Source organism: Streptomyces sp. NPDC029159 (assembly GCF_055564055.1).
Genome location: NZ_JBVHWT010000005.1, coordinates 155468 through 172811 on the forward strand (window position 1 = coordinate 155468; position 17344 = coordinate 172811).

Below are 17344 nucleotides of genomic sequence, written 5' to 3' on the forward strand. Positions count from 1 at the left end.
TGCACGCGCACCCGCCGACTAGCGTCTTCCGCTCCTGCCCCCCCCCCGCGAACATCTCCCCCCGAGCCCCCCCCCCCCCCCCCCCCCCCCACAACAAACCCCCCCCCCCCCCCCCCCCCCCCCCCGTCCCCCCCCCCCCGCTTCCGTCGATTTCGGCGCCGGTTACGGGTGAGGGCCCGTGGCCCGCCCTGCGAGGTGCGCACTCAGCAAGGGGCGGGAAGGGGGAACGGTGGCCTCACCACCGGGTGCCGGACGTGGTGACTGTCAGGCGTAGTGCCAGTAGATCGTAATGGTGGGGGTGGAGCCGGCGGGCACGTCCTGCTGCTCGCAGAAGTCGATGACGGCGTTGTCGCCCTGACCCAACGAGGCCTTGTTGCAGTCCGTCGCGATCTTGCCGGGCACCTCCGTCTGGTGCTGCGTGGCCGCCTGGGAGACGCCGATGGCGGCCCCGGAGAAGGCCAGGACGGTGGCACCGAGAACGGCTGCCCGCTTGAACTTGCGCATATTTCTTCTCCCTTTGCCGTACGTACACGGTGGGCACGCCAGGAGGCGTACCGCCACCGTTCCCGGGGGCGCGGCATGACCGGCCGGTGCGACTGCGCTGCGCGCTTCGGACACCGTGAGGACCGGAATGCCGGAGCTCGGCGGAGCGCCGACCGACCCCGGGGACGGCCGAATCCTTCGACCGCATGGGCTCAATTCCTGCCCAGAACTTCTTGGGCAGGAATTTGAGTCGATCACACCGGCAGCGGCGTTTCCAAAATTCCGCGTGGCCTTGTTACGAAGCCCTGACACGGGTGGGCTGCATCATCACTCAATCCCAGGAGTTGACACCCGTTCCGCCCTTTGCCGCAGATGACGGACATCTACCCAAGATGGCGCTCCACACAGCTTTCGCCGTCTGGTCCCGGTCGCGTACCCCGCCGGTGGGCGCCGGCCCGTCCCTGTGCGGCGACCGCCCCATGAGCAGTGCCTAAGACCGTGTCAACCGACATGTCGGTGGCCCACCTCGGCGTGCACGATAGTCAGCCGCGGTTGCTGTTCTTCGGCATCCACGGTTATGGCCCTCGCGCCAGTCGTGGACGGCCGCGTGCAGGATCGCCTCCTCCATCGATGCTTCACCGTTGCGGACTGACTCGATGGCGTTGCCGACGACCACCCGGAGCGCGGCGTGGTCAGGCGAAGGGAACGGCGGGGAAGGCACAGGCGAATCGAACGCCATGGCCGCAGCCTACGGACGGGCACGAGTACCGGACAGCCTGATCTCGTGCTGAGTGGGGGAGTACCGGCCGCTCCGAAACCCTCGGCCGCGCGGCTTCCGGCCCCCGGAACGTGGTAGGCATCCAGCGGGACCGGTTTGGCACGCTGGTGTCGGGCTCCGGCAAGCTGTCCCGGCTCTTACGGCTACAGGTAGCCCCGCTGATTCCCGGCCGCCGTGACCTCCTCCTTCGTAGGCGATGAAGGGATGCAAGACGCGGTTGGGCGTACGGCAAGACCGCCCCTGCCTGACCGGCGCGGGGCGGCCCCTTCTCCTCCTGGCCGTCGTCGGCGACGAATGCCTTGCCGTCCCGTACGACGATCCCCGTTCCCAGGTAGTGGGCGAAGGGGAAGTCGGGGTTGATGGCGAGGCGGATCGGCAGGTCGGGGTCGAGGGCCTGGAGCTGGCGGAGCAGATGGCCGACGGTCAGGTGGTGGGGCACGGGTCCTCCGGGGGGAGCGGGCCGACGTGGGGGTGCCGGTACGTCGGTACGGGCGGAAGGCGAACGGGCCACGCAGCATGGCGACACGGAGACGCGGTCAGGTGCGGGCGACGAGGGCGGTGATAAATCCGGCAACGGCCTCGGCGGGGGTGTAAAGGCCGAACTCCTGGGTCCACGGGGCACCGTCATCGGGTTGTATCCGGACCTGCCAGACGATCTTGTGTTTCCACGCGGCAGGATCTTCGGGGAGCCAGCCGACGTAGACGCGGCCGTCCGGGCTCGTCGCGTGGACGTTGGCCTCCGGGGTGTCGACGATGGCCCAGCCAAGGTCGTCGAGGAGGTCGAGCACCGGGGCCGCGGTGTGATCGGAGGAGCCAGCGCCGATGTTCCACGGCGGGGCGGACGACGGCGGGCAGGAGGGCGGCGGAGGCGGGCACGGTTACACGATCCCTTCGTTGACCTGCGGTTTTCTCAACACCCGTACGTTGACATGTGGTGTGCCGACGTACGTAGTCCTTTCCCGGGAAGCGGCGTCTGCCGTGGGCGAACTGGCGCCGGCAGCTCACTGTCCGGGAATGGACTGGCGGACGCGGTTGTCGTCACTGGGTTGCGGCGACGAGTCGCACGGGATCGAAGGGGAGCAGGGGTGGCCGAGCAGACACTGGGACGGAGCCGGTCTGGAGCGCAAGATCCGCGTTGCCAGGCAGCCGTGGACGGTGGGCGACACCGCGATGGTCGCCGACGGCCAGTGGTCCGTGGGCGCGCAGTCCGACGGGGGGAGGAGGACGCGGTGGTGAGGACTGGGGCGCAGACGGGGGCCGCGTCGTGTTGATGTTGGATGAGCTGGTCCAAGCGGTGGGCTCCCGCATTGAGGATGACCACCACGACGAGGTGCTCCGGAACTTGAGTGACCGCTCAGAGACGTGGTCCCGGGCCGGGTACCGACGGGTTAACGGTGGCCGAAAGAGCGGGCCGATCGAGCGCCTGCACAGCCACTTGAAGGGTTCGGGGCCGCGCAGCCTGATCATGCCCTAGCCTGCTACGGATCGATGCTGGCACGCCTGCCCGGGGGACTGATGGAACCCACTGCCATTGGAGCTCGTCTTGCTTCGAGTGTCGTTGCTCCGCTCATCAAGAAACTCTTCGTTGCGGAAGGCCCCGGGGCGGGCTTGGTCAATAAGCCGGTGCGGGTCTCGAGTCTCGTTTCCTTCAAAGGTGAGAAGCGTTTCCTCTCTGACGATGACCTGCACAAGATCGCCGAGGAACTGGTCAATCGAGCCGCGCAATCCACCGGCGTAGAGGAGCTTTTGCCCTCGTATGAGTTGCGAGCTGTAGCGCATGCCGTGGCCGACTCGTTGCGATCCATGGGCTACATAGATATGAATGACGTGCAGGCTGTGCGTCTGGGGCACCTTGCGCTATCGCGACACTTAAGGACACAAAGCCCTTCTGCAACCCTCGGGTTATCCAGCGACGCGGTGGAACTTCACGCGAGTGTGCTCGATACTGCGTGCCTGCACATCCTGCACTTCTTCACGCAGCGTTCAACTTTCGTGGCGCGTACGCTCGTTGAGAATATTCGCGGTATCGAGGAATTGTCGCTCAAGATCGATACGCTGATCGAGCGGACACCCTCTCCGGCTGATGCACCCTTCGAGGATCGATACGCCCAATATATCTCTCGGAAGCACGGTAAACTTTCCATTTTTGGATTGGATCTGGCTGAGTCACCCGAGATCTGGCCCCTTGACGCCGCATATCTCAGCCTTGACGCGGTCGGGGGTGGATCGGGAACATTGCCAGTTGTCCTGCCGGCTGACCACGTGTTAGCAGGACGGAACCGTGTCCTGCTTCGTGGTGTCGCAGGCTCGGGGAAAACCACGCTGGTGCAGTGGTTGGCCGTTTCCACGGCCCGGAAGGAGCTCGATGAACGTCTGCTCTACCTCCACGGACTCGTGCCCTTCGTCCTCCCCTTGCGAACCTTGACCAGGGGCGGCGCCAAGCTGCCTACACCTGATGGGTTTCTTTCGGCCGTCGATTGCCCTATTGCCAACCTGCAGCCAACGGGTTGGTTTGACAGGGTGCTGCGATCTGGGCGAGGGCTCCTCCTGGTCGATGGGATTGACGAAGTACCAGAGGCGGAGCGTCAAGAGGCCCGGTGCTGGCTGCAGGATCTCGTCTGCTCTTACCCCAGCAACCGGTGGCTGGTCACCTCCCGGCCCTCTGCCGTACGGACAGACTGGTTGGTCGGTGAAGATTTCGTCGAGCTAGATATGGCTCCCATGAGCCGCGAAAACGTGGCCGAATTTATAAATCGATGGCATAGAGCGTCTGGTGTCGGTGATCGCTATGCCAGAGACCTTTTGCGTGCCGTTCAAGCAAAGCAAGATCTGGGGCGTCTTGCTACGAATCCACTGATGTGCGCCCTGATCTGCGCCTTGCACCAAGATCGTCGTGGCTACCTGCCTGAAGGTCGTAAAGAAATCTACGATGCGGCCCTTTCCATGTTGCTTTCCCGACGCGATCGCGAACGAGGAATTCATAAGCCGGGAACGCCACGCATCAGCGAGGAGCATAATATTCAGCTGGTGCAGAAATTTGCCTACTGGCTGATCCGCAACGGTCGATCAGAAATGGATCGATCGGACGCGGTCGAGCTACTCACGCGCGCACTGCCAGCTATGCCAAAGGTTGCTGAGCAGGGAACTCCAGAGGAAATCTATCGGCATCTCTTGGTTCGAAGCGGTCTTCTGCGGGAACCCAGCGTAGGCACGTTGGACTTCATTCATCGCACTTTCCAGGATTACTTGGGAGCTAAAGCGGCAGTCGAAGGACTCGACTTCGATTTTCTCATCGGCCATGCTCACCTCGACCAATGGGAAGATGTGATCCGCATGTCTGTTGCGCATGCTAGAACCATGGAGCGGGCGCGGCTGCTAACTGGCCTCATTGAGCGGGGAGACAGCTCTGCAAGTTACAGTCAGAGACTCCACTTGCTGGCGGCTGCCTGCCTTGAGCATGCGACAGAGCTGGATCCTGCGGTGAGGTCGGAGGTGGAACGCCGGGCCGCTGCCCTGATTCCGCCTCGATCGGCTGAGCATGCCCGTAGCTTGGCTGATGTGGGTCCCATCGCCCTGGATCTACTCCCCGGACCACAGGGCCTCTCCGACGACGAAGCCTATTTCACCGTGCTGTGCGCCACCCGGATCGCAACAGATGCCGCAATCCCCGTACTGGCGCAGTATCGAGAAATTCAGGATCGCCGCGTGCGACTCGAACTCGCCCGTGTCTGGAGTCGATTCGAATGTGATCGGTATGCTGAGGAAATTCTCGCTCACCTGGGCGAAGAAGGTATCTATTTTCCGGTATCCACTCTCCAGGAACTGCTGTCGTTGCGTCGCTTCGGTGGTCGCTCACGCATCCGGGTGACAGGGGGAATTGAACCCCGCGATATTGTAAGAGTGTGCGCAGGGTATCGTCTTACGCACCTATGGATGGAGTGTGTTTCGGGTTCAACGTGGGAATGGTTGGAGCATCTCCCGAACCTACATACTCTCACCCTGGAAAGCAATCTGATGCATTTCGATATCAGTAGCCTGGAAATGATCAAATCGCTACAGACGCTGCGAGTTCCCGAGGGGGCGCGGCTGGTTGGTTCAGAAAAGCTACCACCCTCTACGGAGATTGTCAGAGAGTCGCTGAATTTTACTTGACGAGACATTCGGGATTGTCCGCCCGGTATCTACTTCATCCACATGCTTCCCCCGGGCCCAGCAGGTGAAAAGGGCTACACCCAGCCCCAGTTCTGGCTGCTGCGCAACCTCTCGGCGAACGACATCTCGCCCGACGGTCAGGGAATGACCCTGCCTGCGCTGCGGAAGGCCATGGCCTCCTACATCCGCCCCGAGGACGATCTGGCAGCGGAGGCCGAAGTGCTCCTGGAGCGTGGCTGGCTGACCCGGGACACCGAGAACCGGCTGTGGCTCACCGAGGAGGGGGAACAGGCCCGCGTCGACCTCGCTCGCGACGCCCCCGCGATCCGCGCCGCCCTCCACGAGGGCATCGACGATGCGGACTATGTCACCACGTTGAAGGTGCTCCGGCAGCTGATCCGCAACGCGGGCGGGACAGGCGCTTAGCAAACCGGGGCCCGGGCAGGAACGCCCGGGCCCCGGCGAGTTCGACAGATCAGCTGGCCCGGTCGATCAGCGGGACCATCCGTTGGCCAGCCCGTGATCACATCTCAAACACCTTTAGGGCAGCATGGCACTGTCACGATCGACCACGGTAACGGCAAGCCATCCCTCAGGGGCCAGAGGCGTGGAATGCGCATTCTGGCAGGTATAGGTGTAGACGTGATGATCGCCGATCTGAGTTGGGCCACGTTTCTGCCGTCTGCCGTGCTGCTGGCGGCGACCCCGGGCGCGAATCAGCTGCTGGTGTTCCGCAACGGGGTGCGGCACGGTGTACGTCCCGCCGTCAGCGCGACGCTGGGGCGATTCACCGCTTTCGCTCTGATGGTGGTGGCTGTCGCGGCCGGGCTGGGGGCCGTGCTGACCGCCTCGGCAGTGGCGTTCAACGTGGTGAAGTGGTGCGGCGTGGCCTACCTTCTCTGGCTCGGGACCCGCACCGTCATCGCCGCTCTGCGTAAGGGGTCTGAGCAGGCGCGTACGTCCTGGGACGAGAGGGCTGCCGCCCCGCTCCGGAGGGACGGGACGGAACGCGGAGCGTGGGCCCTGGCCAAGCAGGAGTTCCTCGTGGCCGCGTCCACCCCCAAGGCGTTCCTCCTGTTCGCCGTTTTTCTTCCCCAGTTCCTGCCGGACGGCGCCGAGGACATCGCGGCGCCCGTGCTGGTACTCGGCGCCGTCTACATCACCGTGGAGTTCTGCTGCGCGGTCGCCTACGCCGCGGTCGGCGGCCTGCTGAAGCGTCGGGGCGGCGCCTCCGGTCGGCCCCGACACCTGGATGCCCTCACGGGGGCGGCGATGGTGGGGCTGGCCGGCTGGCTCGCGATGGAGAACCGCTGAGCGGGCCGGCGAGGCGGAACGATGGCAACGACCGAGGACGGGGCCTTGCCACGGACCAAGGAGTGAAGGGCCGAGGTCACCAACCGCTCGGGCTCGTACGACCGCCGGGTGAGCCCGGCGCGGTGGGTGTGGACGAGCACCAACAGCTGCTCTTCGCCCCCCGAACCGAGCGCGAATCGCCAGTCGTCCCGCTTCCCGGGGGACAGATCAACTCCCAGCGCAAGCAAGGCTTCATGCATCACCTGCTCGGCGGTGAGCCCTGCGGCATCGACGAGAACACTCCCCGGTACCTCCTCGTGCACCCGTCGCATGACGTCCCCGGCGTCGACACCGACCGGAGCGACGACATGGGCGGTACCGCCACCCCGCCCACCGGCACGCCACCACGCACCCACACGACCGGGCACCCCTTCCGCGGGGATGCCCACCGATGACACAGCCGTATTGCTCTTCGTCACCGCTGCTCCCGAACTCCCACCACGGTAAGGGGGAGTTACGCCCCGAGAGGATCGGTGCTTGTGCAGGGAAGTGGGCTCACTCGTTTTCGAAGATGTATGCCCAGGCAAGCGCTTCGCCGCCCTTTTCTTCGATTGCGGCCAGCGCACCGAGAACGTTGCCGAAGACCCGTTGCTTCTCGGGATGGGGCAGAGGCAGGGTGTCTCGGGTACGCAGCCCCGTCACCCACCAGGCCACCATCGTCAGAAAAGCCTCCAAGCTGTCCGCCGCGGGAAGGGCAGAGAGTTCTTCCTCGTCGGGCCCCGTCGGAACGCGCAGCACATGTCCGGTCGGACCGTCGATGACGATTTCGGCTCCCATCCACTTGCCGATCTGGAAGAACGGCCCGGTCTCGTCGACGGGGTCGATGTCATCCGGCCACGAGGGCATTTCCTCGAGAATTTCGACGTCCCAGTCGCCGCCGGGCAGGAGAGCCATCCCTCCTTCCTCGTACATGTCGGGGAGGCCGAATTCGAGGAGGAGTTCACGGGTCGGCTCGTGGGCGAGAGTGTCGGGAAGTTCTTCGGGTTCGACCGGAAAGATGTCGTCGAACAACAGGGCCAGCACTGTGTGGTCAGTGTTTTCCGGACCTGGGGCATCAACCGGCATGCTTCCGCGGGCGTCTGCGTAGTCCCCGCTCAAGGGCTGGTGCAGAGAGCCGAAGGTGGTGACGTCCATTCCGCGTGCAGATTCGATGGCCAGTAGCCCCGAGTCACTCCCGAAAACGGTGATGTCGCCGAGAGACAGCGGGCCGCAGGGCAACAGAAACGAGTCGTCGCTGCGGCGAGCGGGAGCCGTAGCAAACAGTTCTTGAGCAGTGGAGGGGCCGGTGCTGTCAGTCGACGAGGGATGGGGTGGCCAAGCGAGATCTGCACGGTGCTGCGCGGGGATCCCGTCTCCTTCCCAAGGGCCGGCGAGACGATCACCGGTTTCCGCATCCCAGACGGAGGTGTACGCGGTTGGTGATTCGACCGCGAAGGACCGGTGTCTGCCGGCGACGGCCCGCCGTCCTTGCCAGCGCACTTCCGCCAACGCGTCGATCTTTCCGGATTGCAGATAAGCGGGGTGATAGCCGCCCGGTGGGCGCCACGTCGTCCACTTGGCCCGCCACGCCAAGGACACACCCGAAGCGGCGATGGCGGCTGCTGCCTCGTGGTCATTGCGCGCGAGGGCCATCAAACGCAGCCAGGAAGCCCACGAGCCCTGGCTGTCGGGGATGATCCCCCACGCCCACAGATGCATCGCGTCAGCGGCCGCGCTGTTTCCCGGGAGGGAAGAGCGCAGTGCGGTGCGCCCGGCGTCCATCAACACGCTCTGCGGGATGTTGGCGACTGCCTCGCCATTTCGCAGAATTTCTTCGTACGTCCCTGCCTGCGCGGCGTGCATGGCAAGACCGGCCGCGGCATACAGACCGACGGCGCCACTCCTGGCCCATCCTTGCGGATGACGGAATGCGGAGGTCGACTGCAGCAGCCATTGCACCAATTGCCCGTTGACACGACGCACTTCGTCGACGCCGGTCTCCAGGCGCAGGGCTTCGGCCACCTTCTCGTCGAGGAAGGAAACACCCAAGGGGCCGGACTGCAAGAGGCCACCATGCTCCTGGGCAAACGCGGTGAGTTCGTGCTCGGTGGCGGCTGTGCCGGTCAATGCGGCAAGAAGTTGGGCCCACACCGTCACGGGCACCATGCGTGGCTCCGCGAGGGCCAGGGCACGCAGCTCAGCCGAGTCCGGCACCGGTGCAACGGAGTCCGGCGTGGGCAAGCTGAAGACAGCCCTGGGGCTCGTACCGCTGGGAAGCAGTTCGAGGGGGGTGTCCGTCAGCACGGCCAACTTGTCGTGTGCCAACCAGCGAAGGGCATCACCGATCAGCCGCTCGGGCTCGTGCGACCGCCTGGTGGGCCCGGCGCGGCGGGCGTTGGCGATGAGCAGCAGGCGCTGTTCGGGCCAGGCATCGCGCGCGATCCGCCAGCTGCGCCTCTTGTCCCCGGACAGCTCCACTCCGAGCGCTGCGGCAGCCTCGTGGAGGACCTGTTCGGCGGTCAGACCGGTGGCATCGACGAGCACGCTGTCCGGGATGCGCTCGTGGGCCTGCCTTATGACCGAGGCGCCAGCGGTCCCGAGTGAAGAGACGACGTAGGCGACGCTGCCTCCGTGTTGGCCCTCATGCCACCACTCGACGACGTCATTGACGATTCCTCCCGGGGAGGTGTCCGCTGTCGGCTCGGGCATGTCGCTCCCTGATGTTTGTTCTTGGGTCCCCGTCACCGTAGTACGGCCTTCGGTTGCTGCATGACGTGCGGAGATGTTCCTGAACTGACACTCCCCGGCGGTTCGCCTTGGTGGCGCCGGCGCGACCGGGGTCGCCATCAGCTGCCGGCGGCGTCGCCCGCGGAATGGGGCGCTGGCGGTCTCAGGCCGGAGCGGCCGCGACGCGGCACAGCATCACGACCCAGTCGTCCTCGCTCGGCCACCCCGTCAACTCGGCGAGCCGCCACGTCTCGTCGCCCACGGGGAAGGTCTCGCCCACGCGGAGGGTGTGAAACTGCTCCTCAGCGGCGATGACGATCCCGAGCCGGACCCTGACCGAGGAGTCGGACTCCCGGTAGATGCCCATCACTGAGAAGCTGGCTTTCCCAGTATTGCGCTGAATCCCGTGCCAGAGACCGATCGTGTCGGCGCTCACGTTTCGATGCGGCGCAGCACCACGGTCCAGTCGTCCTCACTCGGCCAGCCCATCAATTCGGCGAGCTGCCACGTTTCGTCACCCACGGGAAAGGTCTCACCGATGCGGAGGACGCGACTCTGCGTTTCTGTGGTGACGGTCACGAGTCGGACTCTGACCTCGGCGTCGGACTCCCTGTAGATATCGTTCACAGAGAACCTCGCGTTCTCGGTGTTTCGCTGAATCCCGTGCCAGAGATGAACCGTGTCGGGACTACTCACTTCTCATCCTCCAAAGACGCGTACTGGTTGCTGCAGTACTTCATGAATTCCTTGATGGTCAGCGGCTGGGGATGATCGTCGTTGTGCGGGTTGCGCAACTGAATCAGGCCCTTTTCGTCGACCGAGACGACCTCGTAGGCGTGGGAACTCCGGAGGCCCTTCTCCATCTTGTTCTCCACACCTGTGCCCTTGGGGCGGGTGCCGATGATGACCGGCCTGCCGCTTTCCGTCAGCTCCCGCAGGTGGGCCAGGAGTTGTTTTTCCGGGGTGCGGCCGTGCACATCGTACTGCGTCGGGAAATCGTGGTTCTCCGATGTGCGCCCCGTGAGCTGGGCGAGCAGCTCTGCACGGTCGCCAGATGTGGAGCCCTGGGTGATGCGGGAGTAGCCCGTCAGCAGGTTGCCGTCGAAGTCCTTGTTGCCGGGGAACTGCAACTTGTGACCGCGCTGCTTGTCGTCCCAGAACTGGTCCAGGCCCGCGATGGCCTTCTCCATGATCGCCGGCCAGGCCACGCCCACGTCGTTGGCGTTGGCGTAGGCGGTGATGCCAGGGAAATCGCTGTACACGGGTACGTCGGGAGTGACCCGTACGGTCAGGACGCGCCCGGTCGGAGCCTGGTTGCCGTATTTGTTGCGCGCGACCTCATGAAAGCGGACCTCGTAGTTGCCGTCCTCCGTCTCGCGAATCATGTCCTGGAGGAGATCCGGGTACCTGCTCGCGATGGCGCCCAAGGTGGCGATGATGCCGCAGTCGCCGATGGCGCCCTGCTGCGTCTGCTCCCGCGACGGCGGCCCGTCGAACAGTGGCACACGTGTCCCGTCGGGACGGTCCAGCGGCGTGCCGTAACGGTCGGGCTGCGACTCCGGCAGTTTCTTGTGGTTGCCGAAGCGCGGCTGGTCCACCTCGGTGGTGATCTCGGTGGGCTCGGCCGGTTCCGAGTGGATCCAGGACTGCCAGAGTCGCTTCAGCCCACCATGCTTTTCGGGCTGGTCGTCAGAGGCGGGGGAGTTCTCGCGAGGCTCGTCGGTGGACGGGTGCGGGGCGTCGGACTGCTCGCGCGTCCCTGTGGCGGTGGCGGTGGCGGTGGGGCGCGGGGTCTCTCGTGCGCTCGCGGGTTCGGTCTCCGGCTGGGAAACGTCATGGCGCGAGCGCTGCGCATCCGTCGGTGCGGAGGTTCCGTTGCCCGTGGCGCTGTCGCCCGCAGTCCCGTTGGGCGCGGGTGAGTTGGCACTCGCGGGGTTTGCCGAAGGCGTACGCCCGCTATCGGTCGGGGTGGCGGACGGCGTGGCGGCGGAGTCCGCCGGGTGCCTGTGGTCCGTGTTTGCGGGGGTGGTGGGCTGCCTGTGGTCCGCGCCCGTCGGGTGGGTGGGGTGCCTGCGGTCTGTGCCTGTCGGGTCGGCGGGGGGACGGTGATCCGTGCCTGCCGGGTCTGACGGGGGTGTGCGGTGGGGGCTCGTGTGGTGGGACGGGCCCGACTGAGGCGCCTGAGTGGGCGGTGTGTGAGCGTCGGACGCCGGAGCCGATGGTGGATTCTGGCCCGGAGCTGCCAGCTTCCGGGACAGTTCCTGGACGAAATCCAGGTGTCCCTGAATTTCCTCGTCCATGATCTTTTGATTTGGTGTGCGGTACTCCTTGATCTTCTTCTTGATCTCGGCTTCGGAATCCCCCTCATTTTTCAGGCGTTCGCGCTCCTCCTCCACCAACTTCTTGCGTTCGGGGTCGACTCGATAGGTGGTGCTGTAATACACCGGAGCGCCCTTCATCGCCTCGGAGTTGCGGATCGTCGTGGAGCAGTCCGCGTGTCCGGAGTTTCCCTTCCGGGAACCGCAAGGCTCGCGCTCGGTGTACAGGCCGGCGATGGAGTACTTGGACTTTCCTTCGGCTTCCCGGTTCTTGTTGTGCTGCTCGATCCATTCCAGAATATGGCTCTCGGAGTGGCGAGGGCGCACGCCGTCCACGGAGGGGGGAACCGAGGAGTCGATGATGTAGTGGCTTTCGCCCTTGTCGTCGACGATCTCGACGACTGCGTAATTCTTGTCCGAGGAGTCGGAGGAATTGCGTTCTATTTCCTCGAGCAGCTTGCGCAGGTTTTCCGGGTTCTGCAGGTTCTCGGCCTTCGAGTACGCCGAGGCCTCGCGCCGCCAGGAAGCCACGGACTCGGGGTGTTCGGCCGCCGGGTCAGGCTTGTTGCCCCGCTTGGGCGGAGCATCCGCATACGGGGAGTTGTCCTTTGCCGACCCAGGCGCCATGCCAACTGCGTTGTTCGCGTGAAACGAGTGGCTCATACGCCCGAGCGTCGCCAGGGTCGCGTAGCGCTGACCGTCATTCATGTTCGACCACGCAGGGTCGAGGTGGCGACGAAGGTCGCTGTCCGTGAAGTTGGTCTTGGGGACCTGGACGTTCTGGTGGGTCTGTTGCGCTTCCTTGTGCGCCGCCGTGGCTGCCGGAACAGCGGCCCTGGCGTCTGCCAGCCTCTGCTCGGCGGCTGCCTTCCGATCCTGGGCGGCCTGCTTCTCCGCGTCGGTGGTGGCGTCCTTCTCGGCCTTGATCGCCTTCTTGCGTTCCGTGATGGCGTCCCTGACCTGTTTGCGAGCGTCGTCCAAGGCATGCTTGGTGCCGCGGACGTTCTGCGCCGATTCCACGTAGTCCTGCCGGCGATCGAGGGACTCCTGCAGCAGATTGCCCAGGGGGGAGGAGGCGGGAGGGGGAGGCGTGGCCCATGCCCGCATCTGCGCCTGGACCGGATCGAGATCGATCCTGTGGACGTTGCGCTCCCCCGGAACCCGAAGCGCCTGCTGTGACGAATCCGGTGGGACGTTCGCGTGCTCCTGGTCGGCCTTTTCCGGGTCGGGAAGGCTCTGGTTGCGCTGCTCGCGAGTGGCTTCCGCGCTGGGGTCGTGGGACTCGGCGGGGGAGCCGGCCGGGCTCTGGGGTGTGGTCGGGCTCTGCGTGTGGGCGGCGGGCTGGCCTGTGGTGTCGACGGGCCGTCGGTTGGCGTCCAACGGGATGGCGAAGACGCCGTTGTCGCCGTTGTGGAGCGGGGTGGTGCTGCGTTGGCCCGTCTGCGGGTCGGCGTAGACGATCCGGCCGTTGTGGTTGACCACGTTCCAGGCGTGGGCGCGGCCGTCGGCGTTCTGGGTGATGATCACGGCCTGTGCGCCGTTGCCCTCGTCGAGGAGGGTGGTCTCCAGGTTGCGGTACGCGTCGCGGCCGTCGCCGAAGTCGTGGAACTCGGCGCCCAGTGTGCGCTCGATACGGTCCCGGCCGTGGGGCTCGGGGGTGTCGGCGGGGGCGCCGTCCTCCTGGAGGCTGCGGCGGGCGGCGACCGTGGGGTTTCCGGCGTACGCATCGGCGAATGCCAGGGCCCCGTCGGGGCAGTTGACGTCGCGACCGGACTCGTCCGGGTGCTGGCCGCGGATGTCGTCGACCCAGGTGCCCTCATGCGGGTCGGGGGCGTGCTGGAACGAGCCGTCTTCGTTGCGCGGGAACCGCCCCTGCTGAACGCGGGAGTCCTCGTCGCTGGGCCGGTCGTAGCCGTCCGGCGGGCCGTAGGGACGGGTGTCGGCGGCCGGGAAGACCGGTTCCCTCGACTCCGGCTCGTGGTCGGTGTCCGGGGAGTCCTGGGAGTCCTGGGAGTGCGTTCCGTCGTGGGACTCGTGGGACTCGTCAGAGCGATGGGGCTCGTGGGACTCGTCGGACTGGCGGGATTCGTCGGACTCGTGGGTGTTCTGATCGTTCTGGTCGTTCTGATCGTTCCGGGTGTCTTGGGAGTCCTGAGTGCCCTGCCCGTCCCGGTCGTTCTCGGTGTCCCGACTGTCCCGGCTGTCCCTGCTGTCCCGGGCGTCGTCCGGTGTGTCGTGTGTGTCCTGCGCGTTCCGCGTCTCGTCCGCCGGCCGGCCGTCGTGCTCCCCGGAGGCCGAGTCCTGGTCCCGGGCGGTGTCCGGATCCCGGGGCGTCGACGACGGTGTGGTGTCGGAAGGGCCGTCCGACCGGATGTCGGTCGTGGAGTGATCCGTCGACGAGTCGGTGCCCGAGCTGCTGTCGGTGTCCGGGGTGTTCTGGGTGGACGGCTGAGGTGTCGACGGGGTCAGGAAGTACGGAGTGATCGGATTCCGGTTGGCGTCCAGCGGGGTGTAGAAGACCTCCTGGGCGCCCAGGTGAATCGGATTTTCGCTGACGACGCCCGTCTGCGCGTCGACGAACAGGACCGTGCCGTTGTGGTTGACCGCGGCGAAGGCGTGGCCGCCACCGCCGGGCCAGTTGACGCCGATCACGGCTGCCGAGCCATGCCCGGCCTGCGACAGCTCGTGGGTGATACGTGCGTACGGGTTGGGGTGGTCATTGCCCGCGTACGTGCTGGGCGCGCCGGCCCAACGTGTCTGGTTCTCGACGGAATTGTGCTCCGCGGAGAAGGTGTTCAGGCTGCCGTCCGGATTGCGGTCCAGGGTGCGCGGGGCGGACACCGTCGGGCGGCCGAACCAGGTTTCGAGGAACGAGCGGGTGCAGTCGGCGCAGTTGTTGGACCGTCCGGGCACCCCCGGGCCGCCGTCGTTCTGCAGACCGGCCCAGTTGCCCTGCCGCGGGTCCGCGTACACCTGCGGGGTGCCGTCGGGGTTCCTCGGGTGGGCGTTTTCGAGGTCCTGCTGATGGGCGGGGTCGGGTGCGGTCAGACCTTCGTGCGGGATGTCGAGGTCGCCGCGGATGTCCGAGAGGTTGTCCGCCTGGTGTGGAGGCGGAGGTGCCGAGGGGTGGACGGGAGTGCTGCCGTCAGCGGGGGGCTGATGCTGATCGGGCGTCCGAGGGGTGGCGTCCGGCTGCTGGTGGTCCGGCTGTTGGTTGTGCGGTGCCGGCATCCCCGGGTCGTTCGGCGTGGAGGTGGGGGAGTCGGCAGGCGACCGCTGGTCCGTCGGGCGGTTCGTCGGTTGCTCACCGCGGGGCGGAGTGGTGGGGCGTGCGGGCGTGTCGGTGCCTGGAGGTGTGGTGGGGCGATTGGGCGATTCGGTACGTGGTGCGTCGGTGCGTGGCTGAGCTGAGGGGCGGCTCGGCGTTTCGGTGCGCGGCTGCGCCCCGGGGCGGTTCTGCTGGGGGGCCCGCGACGGCGTCGTGGGCCCGGGCCTGGTGCTCGGCTGTTCCGTACGCGGCGTCGTGGCCCGCGGTGCCGTTCCGGGGGTGCCTGCCGCCGGCGCCTGCGTGGGGACGGGGCCGACCGTTGGTGGCGGCACGGTGCCCGAGGGCGATGTCGAGGGTGTGGTGGACGACGGGGCCGGGTGCTGCGGGGCGTTCGCCTCACCGGGCTGCGTACCGTGGGCCGGGGGCACCACCGTGGCGGTGTCGCTCATGAGGCTGACGTCGGTGTCGCCAGGGTGGTGCGGGGTGGGCCGCGACGGTGTCGGCGCGTGGCCCTGGCCAGGGCTGGGGTGTGCGGTGGGTGTGTTGCCGGGCATGGCGCCGCTCGGCATGGCGGCGCGGCCGCTGCCCTGGTTCTGACTGTCGGTGTTGCCGTCGTGGGAGGCGTCCGGCGTGGGGCCCTGGGCCGGTGCGGGCATGGTGGTGACCGAGTCGTGCTCGACCTGGTGCACGGCCGGTTCGGGGCGGGAGCTGTCGGGAGCCGGGGCCGGTGCGGCCTCGTGGTGGTCCCCCGCCGGTGCTGGGGACGGCATGGGTGCGGGCTCGGTGGTGCGCGGGTCCGGGAGCGACGCCTCGTGCTCCGGAGTGTGAGGGGCGAAGCCTTCCGGGTGGCTCGGGCGCGCGCTGTCCGGAGTGGTGTCGGGGGCCGGTCCGCCCTCGATGTCCGGTCTTGTTCCCGTGGACGGTGGGGACGGGTCCGGGGACGAGCCGGGGGCGGGCGAGTCGTTGCCCGGAGTGTGCCCCACGCTCTCGTGGTAGGCATGGGTGCCCACGTCGAAGGGACTGGGCGAGTCGGAGCCACGGTCCGGTGAGGGCGAGGACGACGGGTTCGACGAGTCCGGGCCGCCGGTGCCGTCCGTGCTGCTGTGGGCCGACGTGGTCGACGAGGAGGGCGAACCCGAATCCGACGGTCCGTCGGACGACGAGGGCGACGAATTGCCGATGTCCGGTGCTCTGCGACCGGAGTCGCCGCTGCTCGGGCTCGGTGAATTGCCGGAACTCGGGGAGTCGCTCGGTGAACTGTTGTCGCCCGACGGCGAGTGGGACGAGCCCGGCGCATTGTCGGAGCTGGGGGAGTTGTCGGACGAACGGCTGCTATCGGACGGTGAGTTGTTGTCCGACGACGGGTCGTTCGAGTGCGATGAGTTGTCGTCGCCGGAGTCGGATGAGTCGTGTCCGCCGTCGCCGCCGTTGTGTCCGCTGTCGGTCAGTCGGTGGCGGGCGCCATGTCCCACGCGGGAGCCCGCGCCGTCACGCAGGGAATTACCGAAGGTGGAACCGGAATCCTTGAGGGTGTTCTTGCCCTCTTCGTAACCCTTCTTGGCGGTGCGGCCCAGGTCGTAGCCCGACTGCTTGCCGAAGTTCTGCTCGACGGTCTGGGCGACCACATCGGAGACCATGGCTTCGAGAGCGGAGACAAAGGGTTCCTTGGCGGTCTCCAGCACCGCATCAAGGATCTGTTTGGCTATTTCCTTGAGGAGTTTTCGCAGAATCATCCGCGTGGCGGCGGCCGCGCCCATCGCGCCCAGTTCGGACAGACCCAGGGTGAAAGGGGCGGCGGCCTGGGCTGCGATGAGCTCGACCGCCAGGATGACCAACTGGGCGATCACCGCCACTTTGAGCCCGATGATGAGCATCGCCGCGGCATCCATGCAGATGGCGATCAACTCGGCGCCCTGGCGGGCGTCGTCGAAATAGCCTGAGCCGCCGGCGAACTTCTCCCAGGTCTTGTTGAAGCCGTCGATGGAGTCACCGGCGTTGTCGGCGAGAACGTTACTGGCGGCGCTCAGACCACGGGACTGGAGGGCCTCCACATCGGCGGCGAACTGGCGCCAGGTGTTGGCGCACTCCATCATTTTGTCTTCGTCGCCTGTGGGCCACTCGAAGCCGCACATCTCCAGAACCCACTCAAGTGCGCTCGGCAGCATCAAAGCCATGACGAAGACCCCCGTTGTCGCCCATGTTGTTCATGTCGTCCCGGCCTTGCGGGCCGACCGACCCCTCCCGCCGTGCCGTCGGCGGAAGGGCCCCTCTTTTTCTTTCTCTACT

11 protein-coding genes are annotated in these 17344 nt (G+C 66.5%); 5 read left to right on the forward strand and 6 right to left on the reverse strand.

Annotated elements, in window-relative coordinates:
• Positions 1 to 264: 264 nt before the first annotated feature.
• On the reverse strand, positions 265 to 504 hold the full coding sequence (locus ACZ4U4_RS12935) for a hypothetical protein (RefSeq protein WP_467872461.1): 240 nt from the start codon (positions 502 to 504) through the stop codon (positions 265 to 267).
• Between the two features lie 1293 nt (positions 505 to 1797).
• Positions 1798 to 2049, reverse strand: a complete 252-nt coding sequence (locus ACZ4U4_RS12940) for an SPDY domain-containing protein (RefSeq protein WP_467872464.1) — start codon at positions 2047 to 2049, stop codon at positions 1798 to 1800.
• Between the two features lie 226 nt (positions 2050 to 2275).
• Between ACZ4U4_RS12940 and ACZ4U4_RS12945 the strand changes: the two genes are divergently transcribed.
• The 5 genes from ACZ4U4_RS12945 (at position 2276) to ACZ4U4_RS12965 (ending at position 7161) form a co-directional block, all read left to right on the forward strand.
• Positions 2276 to 2497: a hypothetical protein gene (locus tag ACZ4U4_RS12945; protein WP_467872466.1), complete on the forward strand. Its 222-nt coding sequence runs from the start codon at positions 2276 to 2278 to the stop codon at positions 2495 to 2497.
• A 252-nt stretch (positions 2498 to 2749) separates the two neighbouring features.
• On the forward strand, positions 2750 to 5413 hold the full coding sequence (locus ACZ4U4_RS12950; protein ID WP_467872468.1) for an NACHT domain-containing protein: 2664 nt from the start codon (positions 2750 to 2752) through the stop codon (positions 5411 to 5413).
• Positions 5414 to 5455: 42 nt separating this feature from the next.
• Entirely contained in the window at positions 5456 to 5839 is a 384-nt protein-coding gene (locus tag ACZ4U4_RS12955; protein WP_467872470.1) for a MarR family transcriptional regulator, read from the forward strand.
• Between the two features lie 219 nt (positions 5840 to 6058).
• Positions 6059 to 6727 carry a LysE family translocator gene (locus tag ACZ4U4_RS12960; protein WP_467872472.1) on the forward strand — a complete coding sequence of 223 codons (669 nt, stop codon included), beginning with the start codon at positions 6059 to 6061 and terminating at the stop codon, positions 6725 to 6727.
• Positions 6728 to 6960: 233 nt separating this feature from the next.
• Entirely contained in the window at positions 6961 to 7161 is a 201-nt protein-coding gene (locus ACZ4U4_RS12965; protein ID WP_467872475.1) for a hypothetical protein, read from the forward strand.
• Between the two features lie 100 nt (positions 7162 to 7261).
• Here the strand turns inward: ACZ4U4_RS12965 and ACZ4U4_RS12970 are convergent, their stop codons facing one another.
• From ACZ4U4_RS12970 to ACZ4U4_RS12985, 4 genes are all read right to left on the reverse strand, one after another.
• The gene (locus tag ACZ4U4_RS12970) at positions 7262 to 9454 is read right to left on the reverse strand and encodes an SUKH-4 family immunity protein (protein ID WP_467872478.1); all 2193 of its coding nucleotides are present in this window, start codon (positions 9452 to 9454) and stop codon (positions 7262 to 7264) included.
• Between the two features lie 181 nt (positions 9455 to 9635).
• Positions 9636 to 9908, reverse strand: a complete 273-nt coding sequence (locus tag ACZ4U4_RS12975; RefSeq protein ID WP_467872480.1) for a DUF6406 domain-containing protein — start codon at positions 9906 to 9908, stop codon at positions 9636 to 9638.
• Positions 9905 to 10168, reverse strand: coding sequence for a DUF6406 domain-containing protein (locus ACZ4U4_RS12980; protein WP_467872483.1), 264 nt, complete (start codon positions 10166 to 10168; stop codon positions 9905 to 9907). The genes ACZ4U4_RS12975 and ACZ4U4_RS12980 overlap by 4 nt, the downstream gene beginning before the upstream one ends.
• Positions 10165 to 17232, reverse strand: coding sequence for a toxin glutamine deamidase domain-containing protein (locus ACZ4U4_RS12985; RefSeq protein ID WP_467872485.1), 7068 nt, complete (start codon positions 17230 to 17232; stop codon positions 10165 to 10167). Before ACZ4U4_RS12985 ends, ACZ4U4_RS12980 begins: the two co-directional genes overlap by 4 nt.
• Between the last annotated feature and the right edge of the window lie 112 nt (positions 17233 to 17344).